The 15,794-nt window shown below is 68.4% G+C and carries 17 protein-coding genes and 1 pseudogene; all 18 read right to left on the bottom strand.

Translation table 11 applies throughout. From position 1 onward, the window contains the following. Positions 1-144 precede the first annotated feature (144 nt). A pseudogene (locus ABZS61_RS22275) lies at positions 145-279 on the bottom strand (IS5/IS1182 family transposase); the annotation flags it as partial. 2 nt (positions 280-281) lie between these two features. After that, complete coding sequence (locus ABZS61_RS22270; RefSeq protein ID WP_356423836.1) at positions 282-809, bottom strand: DinB family protein; 528 nt, start codon at positions 807-809, stop codon at positions 282-284. Positions 810-904: 95 nt separating this feature from the next. Beyond that, positions 905-1,351 carry a DUF2550 domain-containing protein gene (locus tag ABZS61_RS22265; protein WP_351165883.1) on the bottom strand — a complete coding sequence of 149 codons (447 nt, stop codon included), beginning with the start codon at positions 1,349-1,351 and terminating at the stop codon, positions 905-907. Positions 1,352-1,491: 140 nt separating this feature from the next. Next, a complete protein-coding gene (locus ABZS61_RS22260; RefSeq protein WP_329207305.1) occupies positions 1,492-1,866 on the bottom strand; it encodes a F0F1 ATP synthase subunit epsilon in 375 nt (124 codons plus the stop codon). Positions 1,867-1,975: 109 nt separating this feature from the next. Then, entirely contained in the window at positions 1,976-3,418 is a 1,443-nt protein-coding gene (gene atpD, locus ABZS61_RS22255; RefSeq protein ID WP_356423832.1) for a F0F1 ATP synthase subunit beta, read from the bottom strand. Beyond that, on the bottom strand, positions 3,418-4,335 hold the full coding sequence (locus ABZS61_RS22250; protein ID WP_329207309.1) for a F0F1 ATP synthase subunit gamma: 918 nt from the start codon (positions 4,333-4,335) through the stop codon (positions 3,418-3,420). Before ABZS61_RS22250 ends, atpD begins: the two co-directional genes overlap by 1 nt. A gap of 3 nt (positions 4,336-4,338) precedes the next feature. Beyond that, positions 4,339-5,910, bottom strand: coding sequence for a F0F1 ATP synthase subunit alpha (gene atpA, locus ABZS61_RS22245; protein WP_329207311.1), 1,572 nt, complete (start codon positions 5,908-5,910; stop codon positions 4,339-4,341). Between the two features lie 143 nt (positions 5,911-6,053). Continuing rightward, the gene (locus ABZS61_RS22240; protein WP_356423827.1) at positions 6,054-6,869 is read right to left on the bottom strand and encodes a F0F1 ATP synthase subunit delta; all 816 of its coding nucleotides are present in this window, start codon (positions 6,867-6,869) and stop codon (positions 6,054-6,056) included. Then, positions 6,866-7,411, bottom strand: coding sequence for a F0F1 ATP synthase subunit B (locus ABZS61_RS22235; protein WP_356423824.1), 546 nt, complete (start codon positions 7,409-7,411; stop codon positions 6,866-6,868). Before ABZS61_RS22235 ends, ABZS61_RS22240 begins: the two co-directional genes overlap by 4 nt. A 45-nt stretch (positions 7,412-7,456) precedes the next feature. Further along, positions 7,457-7,687, bottom strand: coding sequence for an ATP synthase F0 subunit C (gene atpE / locus ABZS61_RS22230; RefSeq protein WP_250967599.1), 231 nt, complete (start codon positions 7,685-7,687; stop codon positions 7,457-7,459). 72 nt (positions 7,688-7,759) lie between these two features. Then, the gene (atpB, locus tag ABZS61_RS22225) at positions 7,760-8,587 is read right to left on the bottom strand and encodes a F0F1 ATP synthase subunit A (RefSeq protein ID WP_356423820.1); all 828 of its coding nucleotides are present in this window, start codon (positions 8,585-8,587) and stop codon (positions 7,760-7,762) included. A gap of 225 nt (positions 8,588-8,812) precedes the next feature. Continuing rightward, positions 8,813-9,250: a hypothetical protein gene (locus ABZS61_RS22220; protein WP_356423817.1), complete on the bottom strand. Its 438-nt coding sequence runs from the start codon at positions 9,248-9,250 to the stop codon at positions 8,813-8,815. A gap of 265 nt (positions 9,251-9,515) precedes the next feature. Further along, complete coding sequence (locus ABZS61_RS22215; protein WP_356423814.1) at positions 9,516-10,889, bottom strand: MraY family glycosyltransferase; 1,374 nt, start codon at positions 10,887-10,889, stop codon at positions 9,516-9,518. Positions 10,890-10,985: 96 nt separating this feature from the next. Next, positions 10,986-12,266 carry a serine hydroxymethyltransferase gene (gene glyA, locus ABZS61_RS22210; protein ID WP_356423811.1) on the bottom strand — a complete coding sequence of 427 codons (1,281 nt, stop codon included), beginning with the start codon at positions 12,264-12,266 and terminating at the stop codon, positions 10,986-10,988. 171 nt (positions 12,267-12,437) lie between these two features. Further along, the gene (locus ABZS61_RS22205) at positions 12,438-13,079 is read right to left on the bottom strand and encodes a protein-tyrosine-phosphatase (RefSeq protein ID WP_356423808.1); all 642 of its coding nucleotides are present in this window, start codon (positions 13,077-13,079) and stop codon (positions 12,438-12,440) included. Then, the gene (locus ABZS61_RS22200; protein ID WP_329207325.1) at positions 13,076-13,723 is read right to left on the bottom strand and encodes an L-threonylcarbamoyladenylate synthase; all 648 of its coding nucleotides are present in this window, start codon (positions 13,721-13,723) and stop codon (positions 13,076-13,078) included. The genes ABZS61_RS22205 and ABZS61_RS22200 overlap by 4 nt, the downstream gene beginning before the upstream one ends. 67 nt (positions 13,724-13,790) lie before the next feature. Then, positions 13,791-14,636: a peptide chain release factor N(5)-glutamine methyltransferase gene (prmC, locus tag ABZS61_RS22195; RefSeq protein WP_356423804.1), complete on the bottom strand. Its 846-nt coding sequence runs from the start codon at positions 14,634-14,636 to the stop codon at positions 13,791-13,793. A 42-nt stretch (positions 14,637-14,678) separates the two neighbouring features. Beyond that, a complete protein-coding gene (prfA, locus tag ABZS61_RS22190; protein ID WP_356423801.1) occupies positions 14,679-15,755 on the bottom strand; it encodes a peptide chain release factor 1 in 1,077 nt (358 codons plus the stop codon). Between the last annotated feature and the right edge of the window lie 39 nt (positions 15,756-15,794).

The raw sequence follows: 15,794 nt of genomic DNA, 5'->3' as shown, positions 1-15,794 counted from the left end.
AAGCGCCGGGGAGACAGGTCCGCCCCCTGTCTCCCCGGTTTTCGCATGTCTGCGGGCCCTCAGACCACGTTCACACTCCCCCGGACTCCGTCCGGGCCCCTCAACCAGCGGGCACTTCCTGTCCAGGACCGACCTGCACATGGATCAATGGAGACGGCGTGTGGTGGGACGCTGCTCCCAGCGGTGGTGAGTGGTGGCGTGGCGGATCAGCATGCGGAGAGTGACGAAGGCTGCGGCCAGGTGGAGGTGGAAGCCGACGACGGTGCTGTTCTTCGCGGAACTCAGTCGCCTGTTGCCCCGTCGGTCCGCTCCCGCAGGAAGTCGGCGTGTCCGTTGTGGCGGGCGTACTCCTGGATCATCAGCACGTAGACCCAGCGCAGGCTGAGGGAAACTCCGCGAGAGGACATGAAGGTCTCGTCGAGGCCGCGCCCGGCCGCCGCCGCTTCGCACGCCTTGACCTCGGTCCGGAACAATTCGAAGTCTCTCTCCGCATCGGCTGCGTGAGCTCCGTCGAGTCCTTCATTGCCGTCTGACGGGCCGGTGAAGACATCGCCAACAGTCTCACCTGCGAAGCTTCGCCGGAACCACCATCGCTCCACCTCCGCCATGTGCCGGACCAAGCCAAGGAGGGTGAGGTCCGACGGCTCCACGGTCGCCCGGGCCAACTGGGCCGGCCCAAGCCCGGCACACTTGGCCAGCAAGGTTTCCCGGTGCCAGCTCAGCCAGCCCTCCAGCATCTGACGCTCAGCTACCGTACCCAGGTCGCCCAGTTGCCTGGTGCGCTCGACCGGTAGTGCTGTCCACGTCATGGATCCACCCTGCACCGCCACCTGGAAGGGGCCCGGCAGGCAGCATGGCAGCGCGGCCGACCCTCGCCACCTCCGGGCGCCTGTTGCCGGTCGGTCTAAGCCACATTGACCCGCTGGCCGGGCGGAGCCGCCTCCAGCCAGGCGAGGAAGCCGGTCAGCGCGTCCTCGCTCATCGCCAGCTCCAGGCGGATCCCCCGGTGGAGACAGCCGAGCACGACGGAGTCGGACAGGAGCGCGAGCTCCTCCTCGCCCTCGGGCAGCCGGCGCGCGACCACCTCGATCGCGGAGCGCTCCAGGCCGCGGCGCGGACGAGGCGCGTAGGAGAAGACCCGGAACCAGTCGACGCGGTCACCGCTGTAGCGCGCGACGCCGTAGACCCAGCCCTTGCCGGACGGATCCGGTTCCTGCGACACGTCCCAGCGCAGACTGCAGTCGAAGGTCCCGCCGGAACGCTGGATCAGCCGCCTGCGCAGACCGAAGACGAACAGCCCCACCGCGACCAGTACGACTACCAGACCGCCCACCCACAAAGCGAGGACCATCTCCACCGACCTCCTCGCATCGTCGAGTAACGGATACCGAACCGAGCCGAACCGAACTGCACCTGCATCGCCTCAGCCGCGACACGGTCTGGATAATTCCAGCTCGGGCCGCGGCTGAGTAAAAAACACATCGTGGGGTGCTAGTGCACCGCCACCGCACGCAGTCGCACATCCGCACGCCGCTCGGCGGCGGCGTCCGTGTCCGACTTCGCACGGTCCAGCGCGCGCTCGGCACGCTGGACGTCGATCTCGTCCGCAAGTTCGGCAATCTCCGCCAGAAGCGAGAGCTTGTCGTCGGCGAACGAGATGAAACCGCCGTGCACAGCGGCGACAACAGTCCCGCCGTCGCTCGTACGGATCGTCACCGGGCCCGATTCCAGCACACCCAGGAGCGGCTGGTGACCGGGCATGACGCCGATGTCGCCGGACGTGGTACGTGCGACAACGAGGGTGGCCTCGCCGGACCAGACACTGCGGTCCGCGGCGACCAGCTCGACATGCAGCTCAGCAGCCAAGGGTGGCTCCTCGGGTCACCACCCGGCGGTCATGCCGGGTGTTGGGTCAATTCTACGGGGCGTGGTGAGGGGGGCGGGACACACCCACCCCCCTCGGTGAGCCGGAGGCTCAGGAGACGCCGAGCTCCTTGGCGTTGGCCTTGAGGTCCTCAATGCCACCGCACATGAAGAACGCCTGCTCGGGGAAGTGGTCGTACTCACCGTCGCAGATCGAGTTGAACGCGGCGATCGACTCGTCGAGCGGCACGTCCGAACCGTCCAGGCCGGTGAACTGCTTGGCGGCGTGGGTGTTCTGCGACAGGAAGCGCTCGACGCGACGGGCACGGTGGACAACGAGCTTGTCCTCCTCGCCCAGCTCGTCGATACCGAGGATCGCGATGATGTCCTGGAGGTCCTTGTACTTCTGCAGGATCCCCTTGACGCGGCTGGCCGTGTCGTAGTGGTCCTGCGCGATGTAGCGCGGGTCCAGGATGCGGGACGTGGAGTCCAGCGGGTCCACGGCCGGGTAGATGCCCTTCTCGGAGATCGGACGGGAAAGAACCGTCGTCGCGTCGAGGTGGGCGAACGTGGTGGCCGGAGCCGGGTCGGTCAGGTCGTCCGCGGGGACGTAGATCGCCTGCATCGAGGTGATCGAGTGACCACGCGTCGAGGTGATGCGCTCCTGGAGCACACCCATCTCGTCGGCCAGGGTCGGCTGGTAACCCACTGCGGACGGCATGCGGCCGAGCAGCGTGGAGACCTCGGAACCGGCCTGCGTGAAGCGGAAGATGTTGTCGATGAAGAGCAGCACGTCCTGCTTCTGCACATCGCGGAAGTACTCCGCCATGGTCAGGGCGGACAGCGCGACCCGGAGACGGGTGCCCGGCGGCTCGTCCATCTGGCCGAAGACCAGTGCGGTCTTCTCCAGGACGCCCGAGTCGGTCATCTCGTCGATGAGGTCGTTGCCCTCACGGGTGCGCTCGCCGACACCGGCGAACACCGACACACCGTCGTGCAGCTTCGCCACACGCATGATCATTTCCTGGATGAGGACCGTCTTGCCGACGCCCGCACCACCGAACAGACCGATCTTGCCGCCCTTGACGTACGGGGTCAGCAGGTCGACGACCTTCAGGCCGGTCTCGAACATCTCGGTCTTGGACTCGAGCTGGTCGAAGGCCGGGGCCTTGCGGTGGATCGGCCAGCGCTCGGTGATCTGCGCCTCGGCCTCGGGCTCGTTCAGGATCTGACCGAGGGTGTTGAACACCTTGCCCTTGGTGATGTCACCGACCGGCACCATGATGCCCTTGCCGGTGTCGGTCACCGGGGCCTGGCGGACCAGACCGTCGGTGGGCTGCATCGAGATCGCGCGGACCACGCCGTCACCCAGGTGCTGGGCGACCTCGAGGGTCAGCGTCTTACGAGCGCCGGCCTCGGCCGGGTCGTCGACCTCGACGTGCAGGGCGTTGTAGATCTCCGGCATCGCGTCGACGGGGAACTCCACGTCGACGACCGGGCCGATGACCCGGGCGACGCGGCCCGTGGCAGCGGCCGTCTCAACTGTCGTCGTCATTACTTGTCACTCCCCGCGGACGCGTCGGCCAGCGCACCTGCACCGCCGACGATCTCGCTGATTTCCTGGGTGATTTCGGCCTGGCGGGCCGCGTTGGCAAGCCGGGAGAGGCTCTTGATCAGATCCCCGGCGTTGTCGGTCGCCGACTTCATCGCGCGGCGGCGGGCAGCGTGCTCGGAAGCGGCTGCCTGCAGCAGTGCGTTGTAGATGCGGCTCTCGACGTAGCGCGGCAGAAGAGCGTCGAGGACGTCCTCGGCCGACGGCTCGAAGTCGAACAGCGGAAGGATCTCGTCCTTCGCACCGCTCTCCTCCGCGACCTGGTCGAGCGAGAGCGGCAGCATCCGGCCGTCGACCGCGTTCTGCGTCATCATCGACACGAACTCGGTGTAGACGATGTGCAGCTCGTCGACGCCACCCTCGGCCGTGTCCTTCTGGATGGACTCGATCAGGGGCGCGGCGATCTTCTTGGCGTCCGCGTACTCCGGGCTGTCGGTGAAGCCGGTCCACGACTCCGCGACCTTGCGCTCGCGGAACCCGTAGTAGGCGACACCCTTGCGGCCGACGATGTACGTGTCGACCTCCTTGCCCTCGGCCGCCAGCCGCTCACGCAGCCGCTCCGCCGCCTTGATGGCGTTGGAGGAGTAGCCGCCGGCCAGACCGCGGTCGCTCGTGAGGAGCAGGACCGCGGCCCGCACCGGGGCGTCGGCCTCGGTGGTGAGCGGGTGCTTGGTGTTGGAGCCGGTCGCCACCGCGGTCACCGCGCGGGTGAGCTCGGTCGCGTACGGCATCGACGCCGTCACCTTGCGCTGCGCCTTGACGATGCGCGAGGCGGCGATCATCTCCATCGCCTTGGTGATCTTCTTGGTAGCGGTGACGGCTTGGATGCGGCGCTTGTAAACGCGAAGCTGAGCGCCCATCGATCAGCCCTCGCCCAGAAGCTTGCCGTCCGAGGTCTCGAACTGCTGCTTGAAGGCGGCGATCGCGTCAGCGATCGACTGCAGCGTGTCGTCGGACATCTTGCCGCCCTCGGCGATGCTGGTCAGGAGGTCCTTGCGCTCACGGCGCAGGTACTCCAGCAGCTCACCCTCGAAGCGACGGATGTCCTCGACCGGGACGTCGTCCATCTTGCCCGTGGTGCCGGCCCAGACGGAGACGACCTGCTCCTCCATCGGGAACGGGGCGTACTGGGGCTGCTTCAGCAGCTCGACCATGCGCTTACCGCGCTCCAGCGACGCCTTGGAGGCCGCGTCCAGGTCGGAACCGAAGGCGGCGAACGCCTCCAGCTCGCGGTACTGGGCGAGGTCCACGCGCAGACGGCCGGAAACCTGCTTCATGGCCTTGTGCTGGGCGGAGCCACCGACTCGGGAGACCGAGATACCGACGTTGAGCGCCGGACGCTGACCCGCGTTGAACAGGTCGGACTCCAGGAAGCACTGGCCGTCGGTGATGGAGATGACGTTGGTCGGGATGAACGCCGACACGTCGTTCGCCTTGGTCTCGACGATCGGGAGGCCCGTCATCGAACCGGCGCCCATGTCGTCGGAGAGCTTGGCGCAGCGCTCCAGCAGACGCGAGTGCAGGTAGAAGACGTCGCCCGGGTAGGCCTCGCGGCCCGGCGGACGGCGCAGCAGAAGCGACACGGCGCGGTAGGCGTCGGCCTGCTTCGAAAGGTCGTCGAAGATGATGAGGACGTGCTTGCCGTCGTACATCCAGTGCTGGCCGATGGCCGAACCGGTGTACGGCGCCAGGTACTTGAAGCCGGCCGGGTCGGACGCCGGGGCGGCGACGATGGTCGTGTACTCGAGCGCGCCGGCCTCTTCCAGGGCACCTCGCACTGAGGCGATGGTGGAGCCCTTCTGACCGATGGCGACGTAGATGCAGCGCACCTGCTTGTTCACGTCGCCCGAGCGCCAGTTGTCGCGCTGGTTGATGATCGTGTCGACGGCCAGAGCGGTCTTACCCGTCTGACGGTCACCGATGATCAGCTGACGCTGGCCGCGGCCGATCGGCACCATGGCGTCGACGGCCTTGTAGCCGGTCTGCATCGGCTCGTGCACCGACTTGCGGACCATGACGCCAGGGGCCTGCAGCTCGAGGGCGCGGCGTCCTTCGGTCGCAATCTCGCCGAGACCGTCGATCGGGTTGCCGAGCGGGTCGACGACACGGCCGAGGTAGCCCTCGCCGACGCCGACGGAGAGCACCTCACCGGTGCGCTGCACCGGCTGGCCCTCCTCGATTCCGCTGAACTCGCCGAGGACGATCGCACCGATCTCGCGCTCCTCGAGGTTGAGGGCGAGACCGAGGGTTCCGTCCTCGAACTTCAGCAGCTCGTTCGCCATGGCGGAGGGCAGGCCCTCCACCTTCGCGATGCCGTCGCCGGCAACGCTGACCGTTCCGACCTCCTCGCGCGAGGCCGCGTCCGGCTGGTACGACTGGACAAAGTTCTCCAGTGCGTCCCGGATCTCCTCCGGCCGGATCGTGAGCTCCGCCATCTGGGTTCCCTGCTCTCCTTGTTGGGCCCGAAGTTTCTTAAGGGGGTCTGGGGGCGACCCCCAGGAATCTTCTGCAATTTCTGCACGGCCCAACCGGGCCGCTGTTCTTGCTCGTTCAGTTGGTGCGGTTGCGCTGCTCGCTGTCAGCCGGCCATCCGGCGGGTGGCCTCTTCGAGGCGCTCCGCGATCGTGCCGTTGATGACCTCGTCACCGACGCGCACCGAGATCCCGCCGAGGACCGCGGGGTCCACGTCCAGGTTCAGGTGCATCTGCCGGCCGTAGATCTTCGCCAGGGCGGCGCCGAGGCGCTGCTTCTGGCGATCGGACAGCGGCACCGCCGAGGTGACGACGGCGACCATGCGGTCCCGGCGCTCCGCGGCGAGCCTGGACAGGGAGTCGAGTCCCGCTTCCAGGCTACGTCCACGGGGCTGGGTCACGAGACGCGTGACGATGCGCTCCGTGACGGGCTGCGCCTTGCCGCCGAGCAGGCTGCGGAGCAGCTCGCCCTTGGCGGCGGCGGACGCGGTCCGGCTGGTCAGGGCGGAACGCAGTCCCTTGTCGGAACCGACGATCCGGCCGAACCGGAACAGCTCGTCCTCGACGTCGTCGAGAGCGCCGCTTCGCTGGGCGGCGGTGAGGTCTGCGGTGTTCGCCAGTTCCTCGACCGAGTCGACCAGGTCACGCGACTGCGACCAGCGGGAGCGGACCATGCCGGAGATCAGGTCCACGGCTTCGCCGCCCACCTGACCGCCGAACAGCCGTCCGGCCAGCTCGGCCTTCGCCTCGCCGCCCTGCGACGGGTCGGTGAGGACCCGGCGCAGCGATACCTCGCGGTGGAGCAGCGCGGTGACGGCTGCCAGCTCCTCGGCGAGCTTCGCCGCGTCGACCGACGTGTTGTCGGTCAGCGCGTCGAGACGCTCACGTGCGGCAGCCAGTGCCTCGCGGCTCGCTCCGTTCATCGGACAGCCTCGGCCTTCGCCTCGAGCTCGTCGAGGAAACGGTCGACGGTGCCGCTCTGCCGGGCGTGGTCCTCGAGGGACTCGCCGACGAGCTTGCCGGCCAGGGCGGTGGCGAGCGTGCCCACGTCCTGGCGCAGCGCGGAAGCCGCGGCCTTGCGGTCGGCCTCGATCTGGGCGTGGCCGGCGGCGATGATCTCTTCGCGCTGCCGCTGACCTTCCGTCCTCATCTCCTGGATGATGACGGCACCCTGCTCCTGCGCCTCCTGGCGCAGACGGGCGGCTTCGTGGCGGGCCTCGGCGAGCTGAGCCTTGTACTGCTCAAGAACGCTCTGGGCCTCGGTCTGGGCCGCATCGGCCTTCTCGATACCGCCTTCGATGGCCTCGCGACGCTCTTCCAGAACCTTGTTGATGTTCGGGAGGAGCTTCCAGGCGAGGAAGCCGAAGACGATGACGAAGGCGATGAGGCCGATGACGAGCTCTGGAATCGGCGGGACGAGGGGATTTTCCATCTCCTCGGACGCGACCGTAAGCAGCTGGCTCACATCAGTGCCTTTCGTCTAGGTGGCTGGTCGTGGATCCGAGGATCACTACTGGCCGTAGACGAACGGCATGACCAGACCGATGAGGGCGAGCGCCTCACAGAAGGCGAAGCCGAGGATCTGGTTGGCGCGGATGAGACCGGCAGCCTCGGGCTGACGGGCAAGAGCCTGGGTGCCGTTACCGAAGATGATGCCGACGCCGACGCCGGGGCCGATGGCGGCGAGGCCGTAACCGATGGAGCCGAGGGAGCCGGTGACGGCAGCAAGGGTCTGGGACATGCCAGTTCTTCCTTCTCTTTCACGGACCGGTGGGGGTTGGCCACCGGACGACTAAGGGTCGGTGCGCGGTGCTCAGTGGTGCTTTGCGAGCGCGCCCTGGATGAAGGTGCAGGTCAGGAGTACGAAGACGTACGCCTGCAGCGCCTGGATGAAGAGCTCGAACGCGGTCATCACGATGACCATCACGAACGAGACGCCGGCGTAAGCGATACCGATGCCGTTGAGCAGGTACCAGCTGGCGATCGTGAACAGCAGCAGGAGGGTGTGACCTGCGAACATGTTCGCGAAGAGTCGGACCGCGTGCGTGAACGGCCTGACCAGCAGGTTCGAGAAGAACTCGATCAGCATCGCCAGCGGGAGCACCGGGCCGAGCGACTTGTCGTAACCGGTGATGTTCTTGAACCCGCCGACGAACCCGTGACGTTTGAAGGTCAGGCTGACCCAGAGCACGTACACGATCAGTGCCAGAACGATCGGGTACGCGATGATCGACGTCACGGGGAACTGGGCGACCGGAATGATCGACCAGAGGTTCATCATCCAGACGAAGAAGAACAGCGACACGACCAGCGGGACGTACTTCTCGCCCTCGCGCTTGCCGATGGTCTCGTAGACGATGCCGCGACGGATGAAGTCGTAGCCCATCTCCGCGATCGACTGCAGCTTGCCGGGGACCATCTTGGGCTTCCGGAACGCCGCCCAGAAGAAACCGACGATGATGAGCGAGCCGAGGAGCGCCAGCAGCATCGGCTTGTTGAAGTACAAGTTGCTGTCCGGGTCACCCCACAGGGGCTCGAACAGGAACGAGTGCAAGCCGGGTGCCGGGAAGCCACAACCATCATTCTCGAAGATGTGGCAATCGGTCTCGAAGGCGAGCACCTGTGTCGGGTCAGCACTCACCGCGGGCTCCTTCAGCGTGGCGCATAGGTACGGCAACCTCGATGTGTCGGCGCGGCGCACGGCCGCGGTTCGGCACTGGACTGGTGTTACGAATGTGTGAGCGGCAGTCAGGCATTGAGCCTCGCGATCGAGCAGGCGTCAGCTCACATGCCCGCGCCCGCAGTGCCGCAGTTGAAACCGGACGATAGCAGGGTCCGGGGAGCGCCCTTATTCCGCCCCTACCCTTCACGCCGACGGGCCCGTCTTCTTGGGCTTGTCACCCTTGCTGGACTCGGGTTCGACGTAGAGGATCTTGGCCTTCATGTGCGCACGCGCCTGTGCGCCGATCCACACGAGAGTCGTCGCAACCAGCGTGATCGCAAAGGCCTTCGGGTTGAACAGCGAGGTGTCCTTGAACACGGCGACGAAGATGAACAGCAACAGGAGCTGTGCTGTGTACAGCATCAGACCCATTGCCTGGAACAAGTGCGGGAGGGACTTCGCGGTCCGTTGCAGGACCAGCAGTCCGATCCCCATGAAGAGGATCACCACCAGCGTCGCAACGACCGCGCCCAGGGCTCCCTTGCCACCGGCGATGCCGGCGCTGATCGCGGCGGCAACAGCGCCGGCGACAGCGGTGGGCACGGCGGCCTGGAGGAGAGTCCGGACGTCGTTGGACGGCATGGCGGCAACTCCGCTTGTGCAGGGGGTGGGCAGTGGTGTCGTCATGGACGAGCGTAGGCCCGGTCCGAGTCGATGCCTCGGGCCAATGGACCGTCTCACTAGGGTCCTTCGGCTCCGTCACCGGGCTTAGTGAACGGTATCACAAACTATTTGATGAGGTCTTTACCTGGAAAGTGTGCCAACTGTCACACATGAGAGTTAGTCCGCGCGTGTGTGCAGGACAACACGGCACATTGCCTGGTAATGAGCCTCGGCGTCCGAATCGTCAACGCGGCGAATCGGCGCGGTCGCGATGACTGAACCGAGAACGGGAGCCGATCGCGGTCGCCCCGTTGACGCCGGAGACGCCCACGGCGACCGGGACCTGTTCCGGGGTCCCGGCGGCCATCTGCGAGCCTGCGGGCCCCTGTTGGTCCTTCGGGGCCTCCCCCGAAACGGTGTACGAGCCCTGCTCATCCGCCCCGTCACTGCTGCGGCGCCGGTAGCGCGGCGGCACGAAGGCCTCCGCCCAACGGGGCGCGCGCGGGGTGAAGCGCGGCATGAGCAGCAGCACCAGACCGACGGCACTGAGGCCCACGATCACCAGAACGATCCACAGGGACGCCGAGTGCACTGAGTAGCCGACCGCGCCGAACGCGATCAGCGCGGACCAGAAGTACATGATCAGCACGGACCTGCTGTGCGAGTGCCCGATCTCCAGCAGCCGGTGGTGCAGGTGCCCGCGGTCGGCCGCGAACGGCGACTGTCCGTTCCAGGTACGCCGCACGATCGCGAGCACCAGGTCGGCAGCCGGGATCGCGATGATCGTCAGCGGCAGCAACAGCGGGATGAAGACGGGCAGCATCGCGTGGGTCGCCTGGCGCTCACTGCCCTCGAAGAGCTTCATCGCGTCCGGGTCGACCTGCCCGGTGACGGAGATCGCACCCGCTGCCAGCACGAGACCGATCAGCATCGACCCCGAGTCGCCCATGAAGATCCGGGCCGGGTGCATGTTGTGCGGCAGGAAGCCCAGGCACATGCCCATCAGGATCGCGGCGAAGAGCGTCGCGGGGGCCGCCGCCTCGATTCCGTACCCGTACCAGAGGCGGTAGGTGTACAGGAAGAACGCCGCGGACGCGATGCAGACCATGCCGGCCGCGAGACCGTCCAGGCCGTCGACGAAGTTGACCGCGTTGATGGTGATCACGACCAGCGCGACCGTGAGCAGCGTGCCCTGCCACTGGGTGAGGGCGACCGTGCCGACGCCGGGGATGGGCAGCCACAGGATCGTCAGACCCTGGATGACCATGACCGCGGCGGCGATCATCTGTCCGCCGAGCTTGATCAGCGCATCGATCTCGAACTTGTCGTCCAGGACGCCGATCAGCCAGATCAGGGCCGCGCCGGACAGCAGCGCACGCGGTTCGTTGGAGAGCTCGAAGACACCGTTCAGGTTGAACAGGTGGTCCGCGACGATCAGTCCCGCACACAGTCCGCCGAACATGGCGATGCCACCGAGCCGCGGTGTCGGTTCTCGGTGTACGTCGCGCGCACGGATCGCGGGCATCGCCCCGACCGCGATGGCGAACTTCCGCACCGGTCCCGTCAGCAGATAGGTAACTGCGGCCGTGACACAGAGCGTCAGCAGGTAATCACGCACGGGCTGCCCCACAGATTTCGCCGGCCATCTCAGCCCCACACCCTAGTCTCATGAGCAAGGACTCCAAGGTACGGGTGATGGTTGCACAGACATCGCCTACCCCGGGTACGGCGGATTCCGCTCTGTGAGTTGACGCACCTCGGCCCGCAGGCGTTCGGCGTCCGCCCCGTCCCTCACCGCAGCGCCGAACAGCGCGGCGATCCGCGCCATGTCGGATTCGTCCATGCCCTGAGTGGTGACGGCCGCGGTGCCGAGCCTGATCCCGCGGGCGTCCCCGTACGGCAGGGCACAGGTGTCGAGCACCATGCCCGCGGCGACGAGCCGCTCCCTGGCCGTGCGGCCGTCGACGCCCAGCGTGCCGGGGTCGGCAACGACGATGTGGGTGTCCGTACCGCCCGTGGTGATCTCGAAGCCCTCGGCCTCCAGTCCGGCGGCGAGCACCCGCGCATGGGCGACGACCTGGTGGGCGTAGAGCGCGAAGGCCGGGGTCGCCGCCTCTCCGAACGCGACGGCCTTGGCCGCGACGGTGTGCATCTGGGCGCCGCCCTGGGTGAACGGGAACACCGCACGGTCGATCCGCTCGGCCAGCTCCGCGCCGCACAGGATCATGCCGCCGCGGGGCCCGCGCAGCACCTTGTGCGTCGTGGCGCACACCACGTCCGCGTACGGGACGGGGCTGGGCGCCGCTCCCCCGGCGATCAGGCCCATCGGGTGGGCGGCGTCGGCGATCAGGTACGCACCGACCTCGTCGGCGATCTCCCTGAACGTCTCGTAGTCGGGGTGGCGCGGGTAGGAGATGGAGCCGCAGACGATCGCCTTGGGGCGGTGGGCGCGGGCCAGGGAACGGACCTGCGCGTAGTCGATGAGTCCGCTGTCGGGGTCGACGCCGTATCCGGTGAAGTCGAACCAGCGGCCGGAGAAGTTGCCGGGGGCGCCGTGGGTGAGGTGCCCGCCGTACGGGAGTCCCATGGCCAGCACCGCGTCACCGGGGCGCAGCAGCGCCGCGTAGGCGGCCAGGACCGCCGAGGAGCCGGAGTGGGGCTGCACGTTGGCGTGCTCGGCGCCGAAGAGCGACATGGCACGCCTGACCGCGACACGTTCGGCCTCGTCGGCCTGTTCGCAGCCGCCGTGGTGGCGGGCGCCCGGGTAGCCCTCTGCGTACTTGTTGGCGAGCGGGGAGCCGAGGGCGGCGAGGACCGCGGGCGAGCTGAAGTTCTCGGCGGCGATGAGCTGCAGCGTGGTCGACTGCCGCCGGACCTCCCCCTGAAGGATCCCGGCGATCTCCGGATCCTGTCGGGCCAGCGCGCCGAAGTCCTGCGGCAGCGCGGTGTCGGACGGGGGCACGGCTGCGGGTGCGGCTGGAGTGGTGACCGGCATCTGACGGCTCCGGGCCTGGGGAGGGGGCGCTGGCTTCAGATCCAATGTAGGCCCGCTCCGCGCCCCTTGCCTGCCGCCGTGCGGCCCCGTACGCCGGTCGGGCGCACTCGGGGCCCGGGGTGTCCGCCGGCGCGGGGCCGGTTCCTGCGGATCCCGCGGCGCCCGGCGGTGTCAGTGCGGGTCGCGCACGCCCGTCAGGGCGGTCACCACGGGATCGAGCGCCTGGTTGATCTCGTCGCCGATGGAGCGGAAGAACGTGATCGGGGCGCCGTACGGGTCGTAGACCTCGTCCGCCTCGGCGGTGGGTGCCAGGAGCCAGCCGCGCAGTGCCGCCGCGGCGCGCACCAGTGCGCGGGCGCGCTCGACGACGCCCTCCTCGCGGGCGTCGGGCAGCGTCGCGGGGTCGATCGCCCGGACGAGCCGGGTGAACTCCTTGAGGGTGAAGGTCCGCAGGCCCGCCGAGTGGCCCATGGAGATCACCTGGGCGCGGTGGTCGCGGGTGGCGGTGAGGACCAGGTCGGCGCGGATCACGTGCTCGTCGAGCAGCTCGCGGCCGACGAACCCGGTGGCGTCGGCGCCGAAGTCGGCGAGAACCACCTCGGCGTTGGCCTCCATGGGCGCACCTTCGTGCCCCCAGGTGCCCGCGCTCTCCACGATCAGGCCGCCGCTGAGCGGATCGCCGAGGCGGCCCACCAGGGCATGGCGGGTCAGCCGCTCGGTGATGGGCGAGCGGCAGACGTTGCCGGTGCTGACGTGGAGGATGCGGAAAGTGTCGTGTCGCCCCGCTATGCCACGCCCCTCAGGGGCGGTCAATTGGCCACCTCGAGGTCAGGTACTACCTTCCGGAGGTCCTCGACGGACAGCGCGCCGGCCCGGAGCAGCACCGGGACCTTGCCGGTGACGTCGACGATGGAGGACGGGACGATTCCGGGGGTCGGACCGCCGTCGAGGTAGACGGACACGGAGTCGCCGAGCATCTCCTGGGCCGCGTCGCAGTCCTCGGGCGAGGGGTGTCCGGTGAGGTTGGCGCTGGAGACGGCCATCGGGCCGACCTCCGTGAGGAGCTCGATCGCGACCGGGTGCAGCGGCATCCGGATCGCGACGGTGCCCCGGGTGTCGCCAAGGTCCCACTGCAGTGAGGGCTGGTGCTTGGCGACGAGGGTGAGGGCGCCGGGCCAGAAGGCGTCGACGAGCTCCCACGCCTGCTCGGAGAAGTCGGTGACCAGGCCGTGCAGGGTGTTCGGGGAGCCGATCAGCACGGGCGTCGGCATGTTGCGGCCACGGCCCTTGGCGTCGAGCAGGTCGGCGACACCCTCGGAGCTGAAGGCGTCCGCGCCGATCCCGTACACGGTGTCCGTGGGCAGCACGACCAGTTCGCCGCGGCGGACGGCGGACGCGGCTTCACGCAGGCCGGTCGTACGGTCGGTCGCGTCGTTGCAGTCGTATCGCCGTGCCATCAGCCGGCCTCCTCGGACATGTACGGGTCTGGCGGGTAGGGGTGGTGCGCTTCCGGTGTCCCGGTGGTCACGGCATGGCCTTGCGTGCCGTGGCGAACCGGGGCCGGTTGTTCAGGTCGGGGTGGTCGGCCGCGTCGGCCCAGCCCCGCTCCTCGGTGAAGATCCACGGCACCTGGCCGCCCTGGGTGTCGGCGTGCTCGATGACGACGAGACCACCGGGCCGCAGCAGGCGGTGCGCGGTGCGTTCGATGCCCCGGATGGTGTCGAGGCCGTCCTCACCGGAGAACAGCGCCATCTGCGGGTCGTGGTCGCGGGCCTCGGGCGCCACGTACTCCCACTCGGTGAGCGGGATGTACGGCGGGTTGGAGATCACCAGGTCGACCTGGCCGTCGAACTCGGGAAGGGCGCTCAGAGCGTCTCCCCGGTGGATGGTGACCCTGGACCCCTCGGCGTTCTTCCGCGTCCAGCGCAGGGCGTCCTCCGACAGCTCCACGCCGTGCACGCGCGAGCGCGGCACCTCCTGTGCCATGGCGAGGGCGATGGCGCCCGATCCCGTGCAGAGGTCGACGATCAGCGGCTCGACGACGTCCATCGCACGGACTGCGTCTATCGCCCAGCCGACGACCGACTCGGTCTCCGGGCGGGGCACGAAGACGCCGGGGCCGACCTGGAGCTCCAGGTAGCGGAAGAAGGCGCGGCCGGTGATGTGCTGGAGCGGCTCGCGGGCCTCGCGGCGGGCGATCGTCTCCCAGTAGCGGGCGTCGAAGTCGGCGTCCGGCACATGGTGCAGCTCGCCCCGCTTGACGTCGTGCACGAATGCGGCGAGTTCCTCGGCATCGAAACGCGGCGAGGGGACACCGGCGTCGGCCAGCCGCTGGGTGGCCTGGGCCACCTCGGCGAGCAGCAGGTTCATCGCGGTTCTCCGTACAGGTTCACGTGCGGGGCGGGGCGCAGCTTATGCGGCGGCGAGCTTGGCGGCGGAGTCGGCGTCCACGCAGGCCTGGATGACGGCGTCGAGTTCGCCGTCGAGCACCTGGTCCAAGTTGTACGCCTTGAAGCCGACGCGGTGGTCCGAGATCCGGTTTTCCGGGAAGTTGTACGTGCGGATCTTCTCGGACCGGTCGACGGTACGGACCTGGCTGCGGCGGACGTCGGAGGCTTCCTGCTCGGCCGCTTCCTGGGCGGCGGCCAGCAGCCGGGACCGCAGGATGCGCATGGCCTGCTCCTTGTTCTGGAGCTGGCTCTTCTCGTTCTGGCAGGAGGCGACGACGCCGGTCGGCAGGTGCGTGATGCGGACCGCGGAGTCGGTGGTGTTGACGGACTGTCCGCCGGGTCCCGAGGAGCGGTAGACGTCGATGCGCAGGTCGTTGGCGTGGATCTCCACGTCGACCTCCTCCGCCTCGGGCGTGACGAGCACACCGGCGGCGGAGGTGTGGATACGGCCCTGGGACTCGGTGGAGGGCACGCGCTGCACGCGGTGCACGCCGCCCTCGTACTTCATCCGGGCCCAGACGCCCTGGCCGGGCTCGGTGGCACCGTTGCCGCCCTTGGTCTTCACGGCGACCTGGACGTCCTTGTAGCCGCCGAGTTCGGACTCGGTGGAGTCGATGATCTCGGTCTTCCAGCCGACGCGCTCCGCGTAGCGGAGGTACATGCGCAGCAGATCGCCGGCGAACAGGGCGGACTCGTCGCCGCCCGCGCCCGCCTTGATCTCCAGGAGCACGTCCTTGTCGTCGCTGGGGTCGCGCGGGACCAGCAGGAGCCGGAGCTTCTCGGTGATCTCTTCGCGCTGCTTCTCCAGGACCTTGACCTCGGCGGCGAAGTCGGGGTCGTCGGCGGCGAACTCGCGTGCGGTGCCGATGTCGTCACCGGTCCGCTTCCAGGACCTGTACGTGGCGACGATCGGGGTCAGCTCCGCGTAGCGCTTGTTGAGCTTGCGCGCGTTGGCCTGGTCGGTGTGGACCGACGGGTCGGCGAGCTTCTTCTCGAGATCGGCGTGTTCACCGATCAGTTCCTCGACCGCCTCGAACATCTTCGGGCTCCTGGTTCCGTGCGTCGTACGTCTGCGGGC

Source organism: Streptomyces sp. NPDC005566, from assembly GCF_040605575.1.
Classification (GTDB): domain Bacteria; phylum Actinomycetota; class Actinomycetes; order Streptomycetales; family Streptomycetaceae; genus Streptomyces.
Note: the sequence above shows the minus strand (reverse complement) of the source record. Positions and strands in the feature narration are given on the sequence as shown.